Raw genomic sequence first — 19,131 nt, 5'->3', positions numbered from 1 at the left:
GCTCGGTTGAAGGCGCCCCCACGCCAGTTTCGGGAATCGAGGAACTTAAGACCGTACAACCGTTCTTTCAGTCCGGCTCTTGGTGCGCAGTGAAGGAGTAGCGAATCGGCGCCGATCAATCAAGCACATCGCGCTTGTGGCCCTTGTTGATGCCCAAGCCGTAGCCACGGAGTTCCGCGATGCAGCGGGAACCATCTGAGCTCGCATAAGTCTGGGGGCTATTGGCTCACGGTCTATCCTGGGGGAGGGACGCATGAACATCACCCTGTGCGGGCGAGCGGCGTACGACCATCGGACATGGTTCCTCGCTGACAAGATAGCTCGCCGGCATCGACGTCAGGCCCGGTGTGTAGGAATGGGGTGAAACGCGTTTAGCAGGCCTTGTTCAGCCCCCCAGCTGATCGAACGTTCGACCTCAGTTTGTCGAACGACTCCGTCGTCATGGAGGCAATGATCGGAAGAGGCACCTGTCTGCTCTCCACCGGCGACTGCATTTGGGCCGCGCAGCAATCGCCCCCTGAGCGTCTGCTCTCGGCGAGGCTGATCGGCTCCTTAGGGCCCGTTCACGACGGCGGCACGACCGGCTACAGTCGGCCAAGACCGGACGTTCGACTCTGCCTCCCAAAGCGCGTGCGCGCCGACCAAGGCTCGGATCACAATCGGCCGATCACGGATCGTTCATCGCTCGGTTCAATTCGAACGGCATCTATTGAGGAAAAAAGCTAAATGCTTAAGAAAGCTTGGTTTCTTGGAGCAACTCTTATTTGGGGACTTTTCCTTGCCGCCACTTCGGCGTGGGCTCAGTCATGCATCTGCGTGGACTGTGGATGGTCTCCAGAGCAGCAGCATAGGCAAAAGGAGTGTGAAGAAGCGCGAAAACCTGCGGCGGAGAGAGAAAAGACAAAAGATAGCAGGTCAGCCAAACAAACTCCTGCCCCTGTCATTTCCTTTGACGGCTCTGATACTCCGGCACCTTCCGCCAAGCGGACTCTCACCGTTACCTCTAAGACAGCAAGGCATTTGCCAGTTCCCGTGAAATGGTTCGAGAGTGCGGAAGTGATGTTTGAACGTGATGCGGTGGCACTGGGCCCTCAGGGCCGCGAAATCATCATGTCCTTGTTGGGGCGAGTACAAGGCCCTCAACATTGTGAAGTGCAGGGGGTGACAGTGGTCGGCAGCACTCGATCGGATGAAGGAGGTACAAAAGAGGGAGCACGGAAGCTTGCGGAGCGACGCGCCGGATATGTCGCGGATCTCCTCCAGGATCTGGGTGCATTGCGCGACAACATTCACACGCAGAACGCACAGGCCGAAAGCCCGATTGGTAGCGTATGGATCGGGGCGGTCGCGTTGCGCGCAGGCGCAATCAATGCTCGAGACGGATGCGTGGACGGGTCATAGTTGCCATTGCTGCCGTACTAGAAAAATTTTCAAACAGAGATCGTCAAGCGTTGCCAAGGTGCTTCGTCAGCGCAGTATACGAGAGCGAGTTTCTTATGTGCTTCGCCTTTGTCTCGGTCAACTCCACGCTCTCCCGAGCGAGCCCGTATTTTGAGGTCGGATTCTCTTTGGCGACCGGCGCGCATGCCGAAGATGCGCCGACGTTCACTTTGACCGTGAAGGCGATCGTCGGTATCCCATTTCCTTTGCCGTAGTGAAGCACGAGGCCGCAGACAAAGCCGAGGCCGCGCTACGACCACGGCCTTGCTTGGTCATCTTCTGCGGCCGCTTTCGAGTGACACCGATGTCGGGTTCGGGCCCGTTCACGACGGCGGCACGACCGGCTAAAGTCGGCCAGAACCGGTCGTTGGCCGCTGCGGCAGAATTCAGCCAATAGCGGTCACTCGCGAAAGCGTCTATTGGACCTTCCTCGCTTCTGAAATCTGAGTAACCCTTTCTTCAGCAAATCAACCATGCGACGCCGTCACGCACTCTGTGCTCTTTTTACGTCCTTTGGAGTAGCTGGTTGTGGCTCTTCTGGCCCAATCTTTAAGTCGGTTCCAGATCACCGCCCGGGGCGTGCAGTTGTTTACGTTTTTCGGCCCGCAGCCAAAGGAGCGGCGATCTTGTCCGCGCTCATCGACGTCGATGGAGCAAACGTGGCTACATTGGAGAATGGTGAGTATGTATCGTTGTCGGTCCCATTGGGTGCGCACACGATCACTCAGCGATGGAAGGCTGGCCTACTCGGCAACTCAAAATTCGAGAACCGTCCGATTTCACTACCATTGGTCGTCAATACAGAAGACGAGAGCTTCGTCCGACTTGGCATGAGAAGTTCCTGGGACGTTCGCGCGGGCCTCACGGTACACAATGAGTGGGATTGGAATTTGGAATTGGTTCCAAGGTCTGCTGCAATGCCTGAAATCACACTTTGTCGCAGAGGCCAACTTAGGGCCGATCTCGGATGACGCCCTTTGAGTGGACCGCTTGGGAGCGGACGGAAGGTCGCCTTAGAGCCTATTCGCCGCAGTGGCGCGACCGGCTACAGTCGGCCACAACCGGCCGTTCGTTGAGCTGGCGAGTCCGGTCGGTCACCGACATTTTTTTGGAGAAGTGCCATGAAGCGTGCAAGCGCCTATGCAGTACTTGCAAGTGAGCTAGAGGCGTTCCGCCTGTTGCCTTGGCCGATACTTTCGGAGCATGTCATCGCCGGCCCGACATCCAAAACGGTTGACGTAGAAGGCGAGGAACTCCAGCTTGAAATTCAAGTGTCAAAGGCGACGACGCGCCAGCAAGCGGTGAGGGTAACTGCTGTTGCCTTCGGCCCGAGCCACTTGCAGATGGAGCGCCTCGAAGAGAGCGTGACGGTTGCAAAGCCTGATACGGCCCAGGCGCCCCAGTGACCTCCGACGTCCAACTGCGGACACTTGCCATGCCGGCATCGCCAGCCTGGAAGCGGTCACTACAGTTCATCTCCCTAAAACTTTTCATGAATGCAATCGTCCTCGCGCTCGCCCTTGCATTGCATGCCTCGGGTAGCGTCGCTGCAGATTTAGTCCTGCCGACTCCTGTTGTGGCGCAACATTACCAACTTAAAGATCCAGAGGACTTGACCGACGACGAATTCAAGGATCTTCTATCGAAGAGCGCAGCAGCACGGCCAGAGCGACCTGTCATTCCTTGGGACTTTCGTCCGAGCGGAACGACGGATTTTTACGAAGACTCAACTGGATTGAGCGCTGCAGCCAGAGAGAAGCTCGCGGCTTCTATGAATAGTTTCGAGAAACTCGATTACCCATACAGTTCTCTCTACTGCTACCGAGAGCTGGTCGTTCAGGGCTCCAAAAAATCCGATGCAAAAACTCAAGCGTTGGTGCTTGCTCGGGTGGCGTCAGTAGCAAGATGGTTTATCGAACATGGCTATGACTCGACGCTGATTCAGACGTATGTGGATGGGGCAAGCGCGGCCGACAGGGTTGACTGGGAAATTGTTGGTGGAATAAGCACACGGCGGCAGTGTGAACAACTGCGCGATGCGGTTCGCCGTAAATAGGTCATCCGTGACCACTCCAAGATAGGTGCCAACCGACTTTCGATACGTACCGGGGAACGTTGTGAACGTCCGCTTCTGGGAGATGGCTACTTCTGCTTCGGGCCCATTGCGTCAGGCCTACGACCAGCTACAGTCGGCCACAAACGGCCATTCAAACTTGATCATGAGCTTACTTGCACCAGTACCACTCTCTTGGTGTCTTGCTGCCGGCCTTAGCCTGCCTGTAGTGGCTATTGCTCAAGATCAAATGAGTCAACCGGGCTACGAAAAATTCGATGCTGCACGGCGCATCATGAAGCAGCGCTTCTCCGGGGATTTGGAGTTGCGAGGCAAACCTTTGCCGGAGGCACTCACCTTGTTGATGCAACAGCATTTTCTTTGCGGCATCGGCAGCGACGAGGTTCCGGGGTTTGAACCTGAGCGATGGGGTTCGCCCAGAAAGATTGTCTGTGTGCAACGCCCGTCATTTGATGAAGCGAATTGCAGAGAGCTAAAACTATCTTTAATAGGAAGCTGGCCCACGTCTACTCTGTCCCCAGAGCAGATCTACGACCAATTGGAGACATCGACAGTCAAAGGTTACAACGTGATATGCCCGTGGCCTCAAAGGGTCTCGCTGCAATCTTTGATGATCGAGCGACCTAAGGCCGAGGTGAAGTTCGCAGCGTCAATAGAGCGATTGATGCTTGCAGGAGGATCTGCACGCGAGGCCTATGGCCATTTCATGAAAGACCGCTTCAACTGTGGTTTACAAGTGGAGGAAGGAGCGGCAACGGCCGGCCAATCGCCACAACTGGTATGCGCCAGAACGCCGTCAAGGATCACTGGGTGTTGGGAGGGGCGGGTAACGATGACTGTGCAGTGGCCTGACCCAACCAAAATTTCTTCCAACGTGTTCCATCAGATGGATACGGCGCGTGTCTCTATGGTCAAGACGGAGTGTGCCGTCCCCTACGATCTGGAAGATTCGAACAAGAGTCTCAAGGGCTAGTCACTGCTGCCCTGATCTGTCTGAATTGGCTCAACGGAAGATATCTTGAGAGGCCGCTATCGGGGAGGCGCGGTGACAGCAACGGGCCCACTTGCGACATTCCTTGTTCTCGAAAGCGGTCTCTGGAGTACAGCTCAGACCTGCATGTACGGCATGGCGCGCATTGCACAATAGGCAGATGCTAGGCCTGAGTGAGCCGGAAAACGGCGAACTGTGTACGCAGGAAATTGAGCGGATGGCTCACCAGTCGTGCAGGGCGGATACGCTACGTTCGGTATCACGCAACCCGCTCGAAAATTTCTGAACAATGCTGAAAACAATTCTCAAGGCTGCGGCGCTCGACTATTTGGGCGGTTTAAAAAAACGTATGACCGCGGCCGTGCCGACTTCTTGGAGCGGAAGCCAAGCGCGGCAGAGAAAGCTCAAGCCCAAGCTGAACTGCAACAACGCCGTGTGCGCGAGTTGCGCGATGAGCAAAATATCTGGGTCCTCGCTGTATACCTGAACCGTCAGCTTTGGACTCATTTCTACTATCCGACAGAGGAACTGCGCCGGGATGCGGCTACTGGCTGGTGGGTCGAGCACTTTGATTTGCTGGGACTGCGCTCGGAGTACGACTTTAAGTACCTCGACCCTCGTGACTAACTGAGAAAGAGGACTGACAGGCGCGCACGGAAAAAAGGGCCCGCGCGAGGCAGGCTTTTCAAGCTCTGGAGTCGGGCGGCTTATGCGGTCTTCTGACGCTTCGCAGCCTGCGGGCCGCTGCGAACGTCCGCTCTGCAGAGTAGGGCAGTCGTCGCCTCCTGCTTCGCGATCTCTTCATGCCGCATCTCGAACTTGCAGTCGATTCTCGCGCGTAGAGGTGCCCAGGAAATCGACGACTAAGCATATGCCGCCAGCATTGGCTGTTCTCTGCAGGAGCACGATCCTGAGTGGCTGTGAGTACCCAGGTATTAATCTGGAAAATCTTGACATGTGCTGGCCCTCAATTTGTGATCTTGTGCGCAGGGCTGACATGTGGCGTCCCTCTGCCTAGGCCTTTCGTACCCTGATAATTGAGTTTCGATGCGTTTTGATACAAAACCGTCGCAGGTACTCAAAAAAATCCCAGGGAGGTCAGGACATGAATCGCCATTTGCACCGTGTTGTCTTCAATGCCGCCAGGGGCATGCGCATGGTGGTTCAGGAGACCGCTTCCAGTACGGGCAAGGGCGCCAGCAAGGCGACCAAGTTGGTCGTCGCCGGCACGCTTGCTGGTTCCGCGGCCTTGGCGCCGATGCTGTTGGGCGCCGCACTTGCTGGTATCTTGGCTTCAGCACCCGTGCATGCACAGATCGTTGGAGCGCCCAACGTATCCCCCAGTCTGCGTCCGACTGTGCTGGTGGCCCCCAACGGCGTCCCTCTGATCAATATCGCGACCCCGAGCGCGGCGGGTGTCTCTCGCAACGTCTACAACCAGTTCAACGTCGCTCCCAACGGCGCGATCCTGAACAACAGCCGGTCGAACGTCCAGACGCAATTGGGCGGGTACGTGCAGGGCAATCCGTTTCTGGCCACGGGGCCGGCGCGCATCATCCTGAATGAAGTCAACGGCGGCTCGCCGAGCCAGCTTCGCGGTTACATCGAAGTGGGCGGCCAGCGCGCGGAAGTGGTCATCGCCAATCCGGCCGGTATCAGCGTCGACGGCGGCGGCTTCATCAACGCGAGCCGTGCCACGCTGACCACTGGCACACCGCAGTTCAGCCCATCGGGAAGTCTTGACAGCTTCCTCGTGCGCGGCGGTACCGTCACCATCGACGGCGCGGGCTTGGATGCTCGCACGACCGACTACGCGGCAATTCTTGCGCGTGCCGTGCAGACCAACGCCGGCATCTGGGCCAGTGAGCTCAAGGTGGTCACGGGCGCGAACCAGATCAGTGCCGACCACACGCAGATCACACCGACAGCGGGCACGGGTGCTGCCCCGACCTTCGCCCTGGATGTCGCTGCCCTTGGCGGTATGTATTCTGGAAAGATCGTGCTCGTGGGCACGGAAGCAGGCCTGGGCATGCGCAATGCCGGCGCCATCCAATCCGCGCCAAGCTCTCCTGCGATGGCGGGCGCAGGTCAACTCGTGGTCACCAGCGCAGGCCGCCTCGAAAACATCGGCACGATCCAGGCCACGGCCGACGCGAACATCGCGGCATCGGGCGTTGCCAACAGCGGGCGCATCAGCAGCGGCGGCAACCTCAAAATCGCCACGCAGGACACGCTGGCCAACTCCGCCAACGGCACGGGTGGTGTGCTGGAAGCGGCGCGCCTTGAACTGTCCAGTGCGGCAGGCAACATCGACAACCGCAACGGCGGCACGCTCCGCCAGAGCAGCAGCGCCGCGCTGAGCATCTCCGCTGCGACCGTAAGCAATACCGCAGCCGGCGTGATTGGGCCTGAGCCTGTGTCCGACACACCCGCGCAGCCCAGTGGCGGCACGAACCCTGGCACACCAGGCAACTCAGGCACCGGCACCACCACGGCCTCAGGCGCACCCGCAACGACGGGCAGCACCGGCCCCGGCGCAACCATCACCCCAGCGCCGTATGTCCCGCCATCGCCCGGCTCCATCACGGCGGCGGGCGCGGTCCTCAACGGCGGCAGCCACATCTTCGCGAGCGGTCCGATCACGCTACAGACCGCGAACCTCGTGAACAACGGGGGCACGCTGTCGGTTGCGAGCATGACGCTCAATCAGCCGAGCTTCCAGAATGTCGGGGGCAAGCTGAACGTTTCGGGCGCATTCACCGCCAACCTGGGCACCTTCAATAACTCGACAGGCACTTTGCGCGCCGGCAGTCTCGACATCACAACCACGGGTGACCTGAACAACCAGGACGGTGTGTTGACCAGCGACGCCAACGCGAACCTCACTGTTGGTGGCTTTGCCAACAACACCCGAGGAAAAATCTCGGCCACAGGCGCGCTGACCACCAACGTCGTCGGCGCGATCCAGAACACATCGGGGACTCTGGTCTCGAACCAAAACCTCAGCGTCAGCGGCCAGTCCCTCGACAACAGCCAAGGCCATGTGCAATCGGCCAGTGGCAACGTCCAAGCCACCATTGACCAGCAGCTTCTCAACACCAACGGCCAAATCGCGGGTGGCGCCAACGTCACGATCCAGACTGGCAGTCTTGATGGCACCAAGGGCACCCTGCAAAGCACCGGTGACCTGAACGTCACGGCTGCTCAAGGACTGACCGCCACGGGCACCAACGTCGCCGGTGGCAAAGCCACGCTGCAAGGCGCATCCGTCGACATCTCCGGGAGCCAGACAGCAGGTACCAACATCGGCCTCGAAGCCACCCAAGGCAACGTGACCACCAGCGGTGCCACTGTTGTCGCGCCGGGCACGTTCGCCATCACGGCCAATGCGCAGCCCGGCCAGACCTTGGTGAACAACGCCGGCACCCTGAATGCGGGCCAACAGCAAATCAACGCCTCGAACATCGCGAACACCAACGGCGGCCAGATCGTGCAGACAGGTGTGGGGGCTACCACCTTGGTGGCCAGCGGCAGCATCGACAACTCCGGCGGCCGCATTGCCAGCAACAGCCAGGACCTGAGCCTGCAAGCAACAAGCATCGTCAACACAGCGGGCAAGATCGAACATGCCGGTACCGGCACGCTGAATATCGCCGGCGGCAGCTACAGCGGTGCGAACGGCACCATCACCGGCAACGGTGCGCTGGCTGTCAATGTCACAGGCGCATTCAACCAGGATGGCGGCACGACCACCGCGCAGCAGATCACCGTGGACACGGGCTCGCTGAGCAACCGGGGCGGTCAGATCATCCAGAGCGGCACGGGTGCCACGCGCATCGCGGCGACCGGCGCAATCGACAGCAGTTCAGGTCTCATCGCCACCAATGGCCAGAATCTGACCCTCAAGGCCGCGTCCATCACGAGCGCCAGCGGCAAGATTGAACACGCCGGCACTGGCACCCTGAACATTGCAGGAGGCAGCTATAGCGGTGCCAATGGCGAGATCACCAGCAACGGTGCGCTGGTCGGCAATGTCACAGGTGCGTTCAACCAGGATGGCGGCAAGACCTCGGCGCAGCAGATCACCCTGGCAGCAGGGGCACTGAGCAACCAGGGCGGCAGCATCGTTCAGGTGGGTACCGGCGCCACCACCTTGACCGTTGGCGGTGTCCTCAACGACAACCAGGGCGTCATCGCGAGCAACGGCACGATCACCGTCACCGCAGGCTCGATGACCAATCAGGGCGGCAAGCTGCAAGCAGCCGGCACCTCCGACCTGAACCTTGCCGTCACCAACCAACTCGACAACTCCGCGGCCGGCAAGATCCTCGCGGGCGGCAACGTCACCGTGGCGGCCGGTAGCCTGAACGACAACGCGGGCAGCATCACCGCTGTCGGCAATCTCAATGCAACCGTCTCCGGCGCGGTAACGAACCAGGGCGGCACCCTGGCCGCCAACGGCAACACGATCCTGGCCGCAGCGAGTCTGGACAACAGCGGTGGGACCACCGCCGCCGTCACCGGCGACTTGACCGTGACGACCTCGGGAGCCACTACCAACAATGCGGGAACCCTGCAAGCAGGGGGTATCACCACATTGAGCAACGGCGGCTTGAGCAACCTTGGCGGCAAAGTCTTCGGCAATGCCCTGGCGATAGAGGCGCACGGGAACGCCGTGAACAACAGCGCCAAGGGCACCTTGGCCGCGACCACCACCGTCGATCTGAAATCGGGCGCTCTGCAGAACGACACCGGCCTTGTGCAATCCGGTGGCGCGATGACCATCAATACCAATGGTCAAGGCCTGACGAATACGAACGCTGCCGGCTACAGCAACGGCCAGGGCGGCATCACCAGTGCCGGCACCTTGACGCTCAAAACGGGGGCAACGAACAACAACGCCGGCTTCATCGGCGCCAAGGGCGACCTCAATGCCTCCACTGGTCAGCTCACGAACGCCAACGGTGGCACCGTGCTGGGCCAAGCCAACGTCGCCATCAATACGAACGGCGCGACTTACGACAACCGAGGCGGCCAGACGCTGGCGGCTGGCGATCTGACGATCAATGCTGGTGGCGGCACCATTGACAACACATCCAGCCTGTTGCGCTCCAGCGGCACGACGACGTTGAATGCCGCAGCGGTCACCAATGCCACCACCACCGGCACCAATCAGGGCATAGAGGGCACCCACGTCGCGATCAATACCGGGACCCTGGGGAGTCAAACTGGGGCGGTGCGCGCCGCTCAGAACCTCACGGTGACCAGCGGCGGCACCATCGACAACTCGGCGGGCGGTCTGCTCTCGGCCGGCGACACCCTCAAGGTCATCGACCCGAACGCCGCCAACCCCAGCACTAAGACCCTCAACGTCATCAACACCAACGGCACACTGGTGGGGACCAAGAGCGTCCAGCTCGACGCAGCGACCTTCAGCGGAGACGGCCAACTCGTCTCCGGCAAGGATCTGTCCGTCGCGCTGACCCAAGACATCGTCAACAACGCCGATGTCATTGCCAACGGCAATCTCAGCTACGGCACCACGGGTCATCTGACCAACAACGGCAAGCTCATCGCGGGCAACACCCTCACGGTGAGCGGCAATCTGGTGGACAACACCGCCAACGCCGAGATGTCGGGCACCAACACCACGTTGAACCTCGGGACCCTGAACAATCGCGGTCTCATCGACAGCGCCGACAGGACCCGCATCAACGCTGGTGCCGTGAACAACGTGGGCACTGGGCGCATCTACGGCAACCAGATCGCCATTGCCACGGGCTCTCTGACCAACGATACCGAGACGGCAAACGGCACCACCAAGGCCGGCACCATCGCCTCGCGCGGCAACCTGGACATTGGTGCATCGACCATCACCAATCGCGAGCATGCGCTGATCTTCAGTAGTGAAAATATGGCCATCGGTGGGAGCCTGGATGCCTCCGGCAAAGCCACAGGGCAGGGCGGGACGCTCAACAACCTGAGCGCCACCATCGAATCGCTGGGCAATATGTCGATCTCGATGGGGCAGACCAACAACTGGGATACGCATGTCCAGTTGGGGCCGCAGACCACGACGACCAAGCAGGCCATCAGCGTCGCACCGGTCGGCGGTGGCGGCTTCTACACGATGGACCAGGTCATCGTTGTTCCTGGTCAGCCTTTCGTGTGGGCACGCAACCCCGACGGCGGCAAGGGCGCCCTGCTGTACAGCAACGGCTACGGCATCTGGAACACCACCTTCACGACGACCGCCGATACCGCGATCAACGCCGACCCGGCAACCATCTCCTCGGGTGGCGATATGACGCTCGTCGGCGCTGTCTCCAATCGGGACAGTCGCATCATCGCGGGCGGAACGCTGACGGCCTCGAATGTCACGAACACGGCGCTGCAAGGAAGTTACAGCACGAGCAGCGTGGCCGTCGTGACCAGCGACACGGGCCAGATTCAGCCGTTGGTCATTGGGCCGTCGTCGAGTGGGATGATGGATGTGGGGGCTTATCAAAAAGTCGACCACGTCAATGCCACGAACAACTACAACTCGGGCGCTGCTGCCACGGGCGCAACCAATGCCAGCGGTGGAGGCGCCAGCGGCGCGAGCGGCGGCTCGCGCACGGGCACCATCGTGGAGGTGGCGGCCAACGTCGGAGGGGTTGCCGGAACAGGCGGCACGGGCGCATCGGGCGCCAATGGAACGACGGCCGGAGCTGCCGGCAACGCCAGCGGCGCGACCGGGCAGACCATCCCGATGGTGGTCCGTACCAGCACGCCGAGCCTGGCGGTTCCGCAGGCCAGCCTCTTCAGCACCCGCCCCGATCCATCAAGCCACTTCTTGATCGAGACGGACCCGCGCTTTGCCAACTACCGAAATTGGCTCAGCAGCGACTATCTGCTGAACAGCCTTGGGCTCGATCCGAACAACATCCTCAAGCGCTTGGGCGATGGGTTCTACGAGCAGAAGCTCATTCGCGAGCAGGTGGCGCAACTCACGGGTTATCGCTATCTAGATGGCTTCAATGATGACGGTCAGCAGTACGCCGCGTTGATGAATTCAGGGGCGACCTTCGCGAAGCAGTATGGCCTTACACCAGGAATTGCGTTGAGCGCAACGCAGATGGCGCAGCTCACCAGCGACATCGTCTGGCTGGTGGAGCAGACGGTGACCTTGCCCAATGGGACGACGCAGCGAGTGCTGGTGCCGCAGCTCTATGTGCGCGTGCGGCCGGGGGATATCGACGGATCGGGCGCGATCTTGAGCGCGGATGCGACGGTGATCAAGAGTTCGGGCGATCTGGTCAACACAGGCACTATCGCCGGTCGAAGCTTGGTCAAGATCGATGCCGAGAACGTCAACAATCTGGCGGGGGGGCGGATCGCTGGGGGCAGTGTCGGTATCAACGCGCGCAACGACATCAACAACATCGGCGCGAGCATCACGGCGGACGATGCGGCGATTCTCACGGCGGGGCGTGACATCAACGTGCGCACGACGACGGCTTCCGGCGCTGCGGGCAACAGGAACATCGACCGTGTGGCGGGCGTGTATGTGAGCAATCCGGCCGGCGTACTCATCGCTTCCGCTGGACGTGATGTCAATCTGATCGGCGCCGCACTGATCAGCGGTGGTGCTGTTTCGGTCGGCGCGGCCCGCAACGTCAACCTGAGCACAGTGACTGAATCAAGCACTGCGTCGGCTCTCGGGCAGAACATTGCCGGCATCGCCAGTCAAAGCCGCGACGTCGGCTCGATCATTCAAGGTCAGGAGGATGTGCGCCTTGCCGCCGGCAATGACCTGAATATTCGTGCCAGCGCGGTCCAGAGCCTCAACGGCGCGTTGGTCGCCACAGCCAAGAACGACATCAACGTCACTTCGGGAGTGGCCACCTCCAACGTGGCGACTGCCACCGTGCATTCGTCGAGCACGCTCTTCACGAAGAAGAGTTCCAGCGCCTTCGACAGCAGCAACACGACCGATGTGCTGTCCAGCAGCCTGAGCGGCAAGAGCATGGCGCTGGTGGCCGGCAACGACATCAATCTCCAGGCCGCGCAACTGCGCTCCGACAATGCCATGAGCCTGGCGGCGGGTCACGACATCAATCTCACCACGGCCAACAAGACGGACCAGGAACTGCACGCCAGCCAGACCAAGAGCAGTGCCACCGGGCTTGGCAACGCCATCGGCATGTCCATGGGGCCGGACCAGCCGACCGGTGCCGCCATGATGGGAGCCAAGTCCGGCACCCAGGCCAGCGCCAGTTTCACCACCGAAGCCGTGGGCACCAGCATCTCCGCCGGTAGCTTGCAGACCGTCAGCGGCCGTGACACCACCTTGCAAGGGGCCACGGTCGTTGCGGACAACGACATCACGATGATCGCAGGGCGCAATCTCACTATCGAGAGTGCGCAGAACACCAGCGTCAGCAGCAGCTACAACGGCAGCAGCAAGAGCGGCATGGTCGGCACCTGGTACAACCCGGCCGTCGGCAACATCAAGGGCTCGCAAGCCAACGCTACCGCCACCACGACCCAGCAAGCCAGCCAGGTTGCCAGCCTCTCCGGCAACGTCTCCATGGTGGCCGGCGACACCTATCGCCAGACCGCCAGCAGCGTGATGGCGTCGGGACAGGCCGGGCCGCTGGCGGGCGGTGACGTCAACATCCTTGCGAAGAACGTCGTCATCAATGCGGCCGACAACACCTCGCTGTCGGTCACGCTGGACAAAAGCTCCAGCAGCATCCTGGGCGGCAGTGCGAACTTCGCTGGCGTCAGCACGAACAATGTTCAAGGGGCAGTCAATACCGTCAGAGCAATGGGGGATACCGGCGGCGATGGGCGTATGCAGGCCCTGGGTGCTCTCAATCTAGCCATGAGCGGCAAGCAGGCCTACAACGCCGCACAAGCCATTGGAGGTTCGGGCCAGTTGAGCTACGGCGTGAGTGTCAACGTCAGCCGCAACACCAGCCAGAGTACCAGCTTCACGAGCAGCACAGAGGCGGTGGGCTCTGGCATCGTGGGCGCCAACAACGTGAACATCGTGGCCACGGGCGGCGGCAAGGGCTCGAACATCGATGTCGTGGGTTCGACCATCGCGGCGGGCAACACGGTGAACATGGCGGCCGACAACAACGTGACCCTGGAAGCCAGCGCCAACACCAGCGTCACGACTGGCCAAAACTCCAGCCACGGCTCCAACGTGGGTGTCACCTTCGGCGGCGGCGCGCAGAACGGCTTCAGCATCCAGCTGGGCGTGAGCAACGGCAAGGGCAGCAACAACCAAAATGACGTCAGCTACAACGCCACCCAGGTCAGCGGCGGCAAGGCGGTCAACATCTCTTCGGGCGGTGACTTGACGCTCAAGGGCGCCACGGTCCAGGCCGACCGCGTCGCGGCCGATGTGGGTGGCAATCTGAACATCGAGAGCCTGCAAGACGTGAGCGTGGGCAAGTCCAGGCAAAGCAGCTCGGGCTTCAACGTGAGCCTGTGCATTCCGCCGATCTGCTATGGCATCGTCGCAACGGCCAGCGCCAGTGCGGCAGGTGCCAAGGCGGACGGCGTCTTCGTCAGTCCGGCCGTGCAGTCCGGCATCAAGGCCGGGGACGGTGGCTTCAATGTGAAGGTCGCGGGCAACACCGACCTGAAGGGGGCGGTCATCGAGAGCACGCAGGCGGCCATCGATGCGGGCAAGAACAGTTTCGCTACCGGTGGAACGCTCACCATGAGCGATCTGAAGAATGTGAGCCAGTCCAGCGGTGACAGCTACTCGGTCAGCGGAGGTATCGGCATCGGGTACACCACGGCGCCGACGGCCGGGACTGCGACGACACCGGCACAGGGCATGGGCGCCGCGTGGTCGGGGCCGAACAATGTGCCCAGCGGAAGCGCGGGTGTCGGCAGCTACAGCGGCAGCAACCAAAGCAGCGTCACGAAGTCCGGTATTTCAGGTATTGCGGGCGACCAGAGCGTGAGGACCGGTGACAACAGCAGCGCTGGCACTTTGGTCAAGGACTGGAACACCAAGGAAATTATCAAGAACGTCCAAGCGCAGAGCTATTTGACTGAGCAATTCAATGGTTCGGCAGCGAAGGCAGTCGGTGAGTTTGCCAACGGTGAAACGCGCAAGTACGAGGATGCGAGTCGCTTGGCAGACGCTGCAGAGAGAGTGTTAGGCGACCCCAATTTGACGCCGGAACAGCGACGGCAAGCAGAGGACGCGCGTGATGACGCTTTCCGCGTTATGGCCCGCGAACAGACCACCTATGACCAGTGGAAGGAGGGAGGTCTTGGCCGAGTGGCCGCACACATGATCGTCGGCGCGCTGGGCGGCGGCGCGAATGGCGCATTGGGCGCATCGAGCGCGGCACTGGCAGCGCCATTGATAGACGAGTTCACGGCGAGCCTACCAGATGGAGTGAAGAATGCAGTTGGTGCGGCAATCGCTGCTGGAATCGGGGCGGCTGCTGGTGGGAGGGCTGGGGCGGTAGCGGGGTACAGCGAGGATGCGAATAACAGGCAGCTCGCACAAGCTGAGCGAGATTGGCTTGCTGCAAACAGAATGCGCGTGGCGAACGAAGCGAGAGCAAGAGCTCCCGGCGCTTTTGCATTACTCAGTGATGAGCAAATAGCGGGCCTTGTAGATAAATTTGCACTTTTGAATCTTGATGACGCCACCACCCAAATGCTTGTTCAGCAATATGGGAAAACCGCAATCGCGGCAATGGGGGCTATTCGAGTTTCACTTCTTTCTGATACGCAAGGGATGGTGATTACTGATAAAAATGGCATCACGTTGCAAATGTTCACCAATACGGCTGTGACTCGGGGGGGGCTCACGCCTCAACCAAATTATTACTACGATTCCAGCATGTATAGTGAATCGCTGCCGACAACAGCGAGCGCCATTGCTGAATTTGTTAGTCGATATGGATATCCGCCGCCGCTTAATAAAAATCAAATTGCTGCACTTGATGACGATGCCAAGTCCGCTTTGGGGGTTGCTGCTGGCAACCAGTTGCTGGCATCGTCTGGAAATATTGCAATTACAATTCTTAATATTGTCGAGATTTTTGGAGGGTCCGGAATAGGAAAGGGATTGAATCTTAATGGGGTTCCAATTGGGCGTGGTGAACCTGCCGTTGCACCGATCGATCCTGTGAAAATAATAAATGAGTCTTTGGGGAAAACGCCAAGCATACTTGGGGCAGACGTGCCACCAGCAGGCACGACATTGAATCAAGGTGCGAGAATTGCTTTGTATTACAAATCTCTTGAGGGCGCTCCAGCAGCTACCAATGCTAAAGAGGCTTTTAATTTAATTGCAAACACACTAAATGCAGTTGAAAATGCATATAGCGGTGTTCCAGCGGAGGCAAATCCGGGGCTGGCGTACAAGGGGAGAATGTATCCCCCCAGACCAGATTACACGACTACTAATCCCGATGGAAGTCTGACTGCCACCACAAAAGGTAATAAAATTGATATGGCCGTAGATGGCACAATTACCATCTACAAATTAAATGCCGATAGAACGGTGGGCCCCGTTGTTCTTGTGAAGCCAGGTGCGAAGTAAAATGAATTACGAAGAATTTTTGGTTGCAATAAAAATTCAGTTTCCGATGGCGAAAATAGGGGAGACTCAATCGGGCGCGTGTATTTGGGTGGGTGTTGACAATTTAATTAATTCATTTGTCGTGCAAATAACTCCGCTGGAAGGAGTTGGGGTCTCATTGACCAATCCTTCGCTTGCCATTGATTTCTCGGGACATGATGAGGTTTTTAAAGATCTTGCTATGGCATTTGATTTTATTAAATCAAATTTCAATTGAAGGGGGTCTGGCAAATAACTTTGGAAGCTGAGATTTTGGAAATAGAATTATCATGATTGTGGATGAATTTTGATCGGTCTTGATTTCTTTGCGGTTATTGAGAAATTAGGGGGAAGAAAAGAGTTCGGAGAGGGATATTCGCATATGCACTCGTATCTTCCTGAATTGTTTGAGGAAGCGACCGCTCGGCGACTCGCAGGCGATCCATTGCTGGATGTTGAATTGCTCCGGTATGCGGAGAACTTGGGCCCCGAAAATAGGGGCGATGCCTCGAACCTTTGGGTTGATCGACGCGCTCGGTGGTCTTCTGAATGGCATGCGTTCTGCAGCAGCCTTTCCCCCAAGGACTGGTCTCCAGCGGCCAGTTGGCGAGTCCAATCGTTTCCATCGGATCGATAGCTCCGGCCGGTCATCCCAAGAATGAAATGCGCAGAATTTTTTCTCGACCCTTGTTGCTGCCATGCTTTCAGCATGTACCTACAGTGAAATCAACCCTAACGCGGCACTCGCCGACATACGCGCCAACAACGGCTATTACGAATTGCGTGATGTTGAACCCGACACAGCCAAGCTCATATTGCGGTCCGCTGGATCGGGCTACCCGGCAAACTTCTCTGTCAGCACGTCACCACAAGCTTGTCAGGACTTCACTTCCCTGGGCAGCGTGGCCTACGCTGGTCGCGGCATCGTGTACCCGTGGATCGCTAATGCGGTGCAACGCGGGCGCAGGACCGAGCCCTATATCGTTCAAGACGCGAAGCCTGGCAAGCCGATTCAGGTGCGCAGCTATGGCTCTTGGGCGGATGGCATGGGCTCGGGATATCGCTCTGGCAATTGCGGCCCCGTCGTCGCGAAATTCACGCCGCAAGACGGGCGCGCCTACGTCGTCGAATTCCTGTGGGGCAGCAAGCCGGCCTGCAGCTTGAACGTCGTGGATGCGACCGATCCAGATGCACCTGTTCCCGTTCCAGCAGAAGCCATTCCTGGTTGTCCCGCGCCGCTTCGCTGAGAGTTGTCGCTTGGGCCGATGAGGCCTCGGTCAAGAAAAATGAGATAGGGAGTTCAAATTGAAATACAACCTGCTGATGGTCACTGTGGCCATTTGCCCGATGCTGGCTGTCGCCCAGCAATCACCCTCCACACCGCAACCTTTCGTCGAGCAGCAACGTCAGCAAGAGCGCGAACGCGCCTTACGCGAGCAGAACGAGCGCACTGTTGATCAGCGTCCACAAGCAGCTCCACCGGCACCCCCACACCGCATCCCCGAGTCCGAGTCCCCGTGCTTTCGCATCGACCGCGTGTTGCTTGTTGGTGAGCAGTCCGAGTCCTTCCAATGGGCCATTGCCGATCTGTCTGGCCCCGATGGCAACGATTCACCCATCGGCCGATGCCTCGGCACAGCCGGCGTCAACGTAGTCCTTGCACGCGCCCAGCAAGCCGCCATCGCTCGCGGCTACGTGACGACCCGCGTTCTCGCCGCGCCACAAGATCTCTCGACCGGCACCTTGACGCTGTCGCTCGTGCCGGGCCGCATCGCAGCCATTCGTACGACCGCCGACTCTTCATCGACATTGCTCGGCAGCTCAGCCTTGCTCGCCACAGCCATCCCCGCCCGCCCCGGCGACCTGCTGAACCTGCGCGACATCGAGCAAGGCCTGGAAAACCTCAAGCGTTCCCCCACCGCAGAAGCCGACATCCAGATCGAGCCTTCGACCGCCGCCAACGCCAAGCCCGGCGACAGCGACCTTGTCGTCAAGTACGTCCAATCCAAGAAGTGGCGCGTCACCCTGAGCCTGGACGACAGCGGCACTGAAGCCACGGGCCGCTACCAATCCGGCGCCACCGTCTCGCTGGACAACCCTCTCGGCCTGAACGACTTGCTCTACGTGAGTGCCAACCACAGCATCAACAACCACGTCTTCGGTGACCCGGCCAAGGGCACCGAAGGCCAGACCGTTCATTACTCGCTGCCCTACGGCTACTGGCTCCTGGGCTTCACCGCCTCCAACAGCCAGTACCACCAGAGCGTGGCTGGCCTGAACCAGGACTACATCTACGCCGGCAAGAGCAACAACGCCGAGATCAAGCTCTCGCGCCTGATCTATCGCGACCAGCAGCGCAAGACCACGGTGGCCATCAAGGGCTGGCGCCGCGAATCGCGCAACTTCGTGGACGACACCGAGGTCGAGGTGCAGCACCGCGTGGTCGGTGGCCTGGAGTTCAGCCTGAACCACAAGGAGTTCATCGGCGATGCCACGCTCGAAGGCACGCTGGCCTACAAGCGCGGCACCGGTGGCTTCGGCTCGCGCGCCGCGCCGGAAGAAGAGTTCGGCGAGGGCACTTCGCGCCTGAAGCTGTACACGGCCGACATCAGCCTCAACGCGCCGTTCAAGCTTGGTGAGCAGAAGATGCGCTACTCAGGCCTGATTCGGGCGCAGTGGAACCGCACACCGCTGACGCCGCAAGACCGCTTTGCCATCGGCGGGCGCTATACGGTGCGCGGCTTCGATGGCGAGACGAGCCTACTGGGCGAGCGCGGCTGGCTGCTGCGCAATGACATCGGCTGGGCGGTGGGGCAGAGTGGCGCGGAGCTTTATGCAGGCATGGACTACGGCCACGTTGGCGGCCGCTCCACGGTCGACCTTCTGGGGCGAAGCCTGGCGGGAGCAGTCATCGGCGTGCGGGGCCAGTGGACCAAGCTGAGCTACGACTTCTTCGTCGGCGCGCCCATCCGCAAGCCCGAGGGCTATCGCACAGCCAAGGTCACGCTGGGATTCAACCTCAACGCGAGCTTCTAACCA

General features: G+C 59.9%; 9 protein-coding genes. All 9 read left to right on the top strand.

The window, feature by feature from the left end; genetic code table 11:
* Window positions 1-726: 726 nt before the first annotated feature.
* Complete coding sequence (locus H7F35_RS31635; RefSeq protein WP_187110438.1) at window positions 727-1,401, top strand: hypothetical protein; 675 nt, start codon at window positions 727-729, stop codon at window positions 1,399-1,401.
* A gap of 1,160 nt (window positions 1,402-2,561) precedes the next feature.
* On the top strand, window positions 2,562-2,846 hold the full coding sequence (locus H7F35_RS31630; protein ID WP_187110437.1) for a hypothetical protein: 285 nt from the start codon (window positions 2,562-2,564) through the stop codon (window positions 2,844-2,846).
* Between the two features lie 86 nt (window positions 2,847-2,932).
* Window positions 2,933-3,496: a hypothetical protein gene (locus H7F35_RS31625; protein ID WP_187110436.1), complete on the top strand. Its 564-nt coding sequence runs from the start codon at window positions 2,933-2,935 to the stop codon at window positions 3,494-3,496.
* Between the two features lie 163 nt (window positions 3,497-3,659).
* Window positions 3,660-4,487 (top strand): hypothetical protein, encoded by an 828-nt coding sequence (locus H7F35_RS31620; protein ID WP_187110435.1) that lies wholly within the window; start codon window positions 3,660-3,662, stop codon window positions 4,485-4,487.
* Window positions 4,488-4,736: 249 nt separating this feature from the next.
* On the top strand, window positions 4,737-5,132 hold the full coding sequence (locus H7F35_RS31615; RefSeq protein ID WP_187110434.1) for a hypothetical protein: 396 nt from the start codon (window positions 4,737-4,739) through the stop codon (window positions 5,130-5,132).
* 478 nt (window positions 5,133-5,610) lie between these two features.
* Window positions 5,611-16,074, top strand: a complete 10,464-nt coding sequence (locus H7F35_RS31610) for a hemagglutinin repeat-containing protein (RefSeq protein WP_187110433.1) — start codon at window positions 5,611-5,613, stop codon at window positions 16,072-16,074.
* A gap of 1 nt (window position 16,075) precedes the next feature.
* The gene (locus tag H7F35_RS31605) at window positions 16,076-16,330 is read left to right on the top strand and encodes a hypothetical protein (protein ID WP_187110432.1); all 255 of its coding nucleotides are present in this window, start codon (window positions 16,076-16,078) and stop codon (window positions 16,328-16,330) included.
* 460 nt (window positions 16,331-16,790) lie between these two features.
* Window positions 16,791-17,339, top strand: a complete 549-nt coding sequence (locus tag H7F35_RS31600; protein ID WP_187110431.1) for a hypothetical protein — start codon at window positions 16,791-16,793, stop codon at window positions 17,337-17,339.
* Between the two features lie 76 nt (window positions 17,340-17,415).
* Complete coding sequence (locus H7F35_RS31595; RefSeq protein WP_187114479.1) at window positions 17,416-19,128, top strand: ShlB/FhaC/HecB family hemolysin secretion/activation protein; 1,713 nt, start codon at window positions 17,416-17,418, stop codon at window positions 19,126-19,128.
* Window positions 19,129-19,131: the final 3 nt, after the last annotated feature.

This window comes from Variovorax sp. PAMC26660, assembly GCF_014302995.1.
GTDB lineage: Bacteria > Pseudomonadota > Gammaproteobacteria > Burkholderiales > Burkholderiaceae_C > Variovorax.
Note: the sequence above shows the minus strand (reverse complement) of the source record. Positions and strands in the feature narration are given on the sequence as shown.

What these genes read in the sequence shown, in the direction of transcription:
- H7F35_RS31600 (WP_187110431.1), top strand. Translation starts at nt 16,791, where the DNA reads ATGCTTTCAGCATGTACCTACAGTGAAATCAACCCTAACGCGGCACTC.
- H7F35_RS31610 (WP_187110433.1), top strand. Translation starts at nt 5,611, where the DNA reads ATGAATCGCCATTTGCACCGTGTTGTCTTCAATGCCGCCAGGGGCATG.
- H7F35_RS31625 (WP_187110436.1), top strand. Translation starts at nt 2,933, where the DNA reads ATGAATGCAATCGTCCTCGCGCTCGCCCTTGCATTGCATGCCTCGGGT.
- H7F35_RS31620 (WP_187110435.1), top strand. Translation starts at nt 3,660, where the DNA reads ATGAGCTTACTTGCACCAGTACCACTCTCTTGGTGTCTTGCTGCCGGC.
- H7F35_RS31595 (WP_187114479.1), top strand. Translation starts at nt 17,416, where the DNA reads ATGGTCACTGTGGCCATTTGCCCGATGCTGGCTGTCGCCCAGCAATCA.
- H7F35_RS31635 (WP_187110438.1), top strand. Translation starts at nt 727, where the DNA reads ATGCTTAAGAAAGCTTGGTTTCTTGGAGCAACTCTTATTTGGGGACTT.
- H7F35_RS31630 (WP_187110437.1), top strand. Translation starts at nt 2,562, where the DNA reads ATGAAGCGTGCAAGCGCCTATGCAGTACTTGCAAGTGAGCTAGAGGCG.
- H7F35_RS31605 (WP_187110432.1), top strand. Translation starts at nt 16,076, where the DNA reads ATGAATTACGAAGAATTTTTGGTTGCAATAAAAATTCAGTTTCCGATG.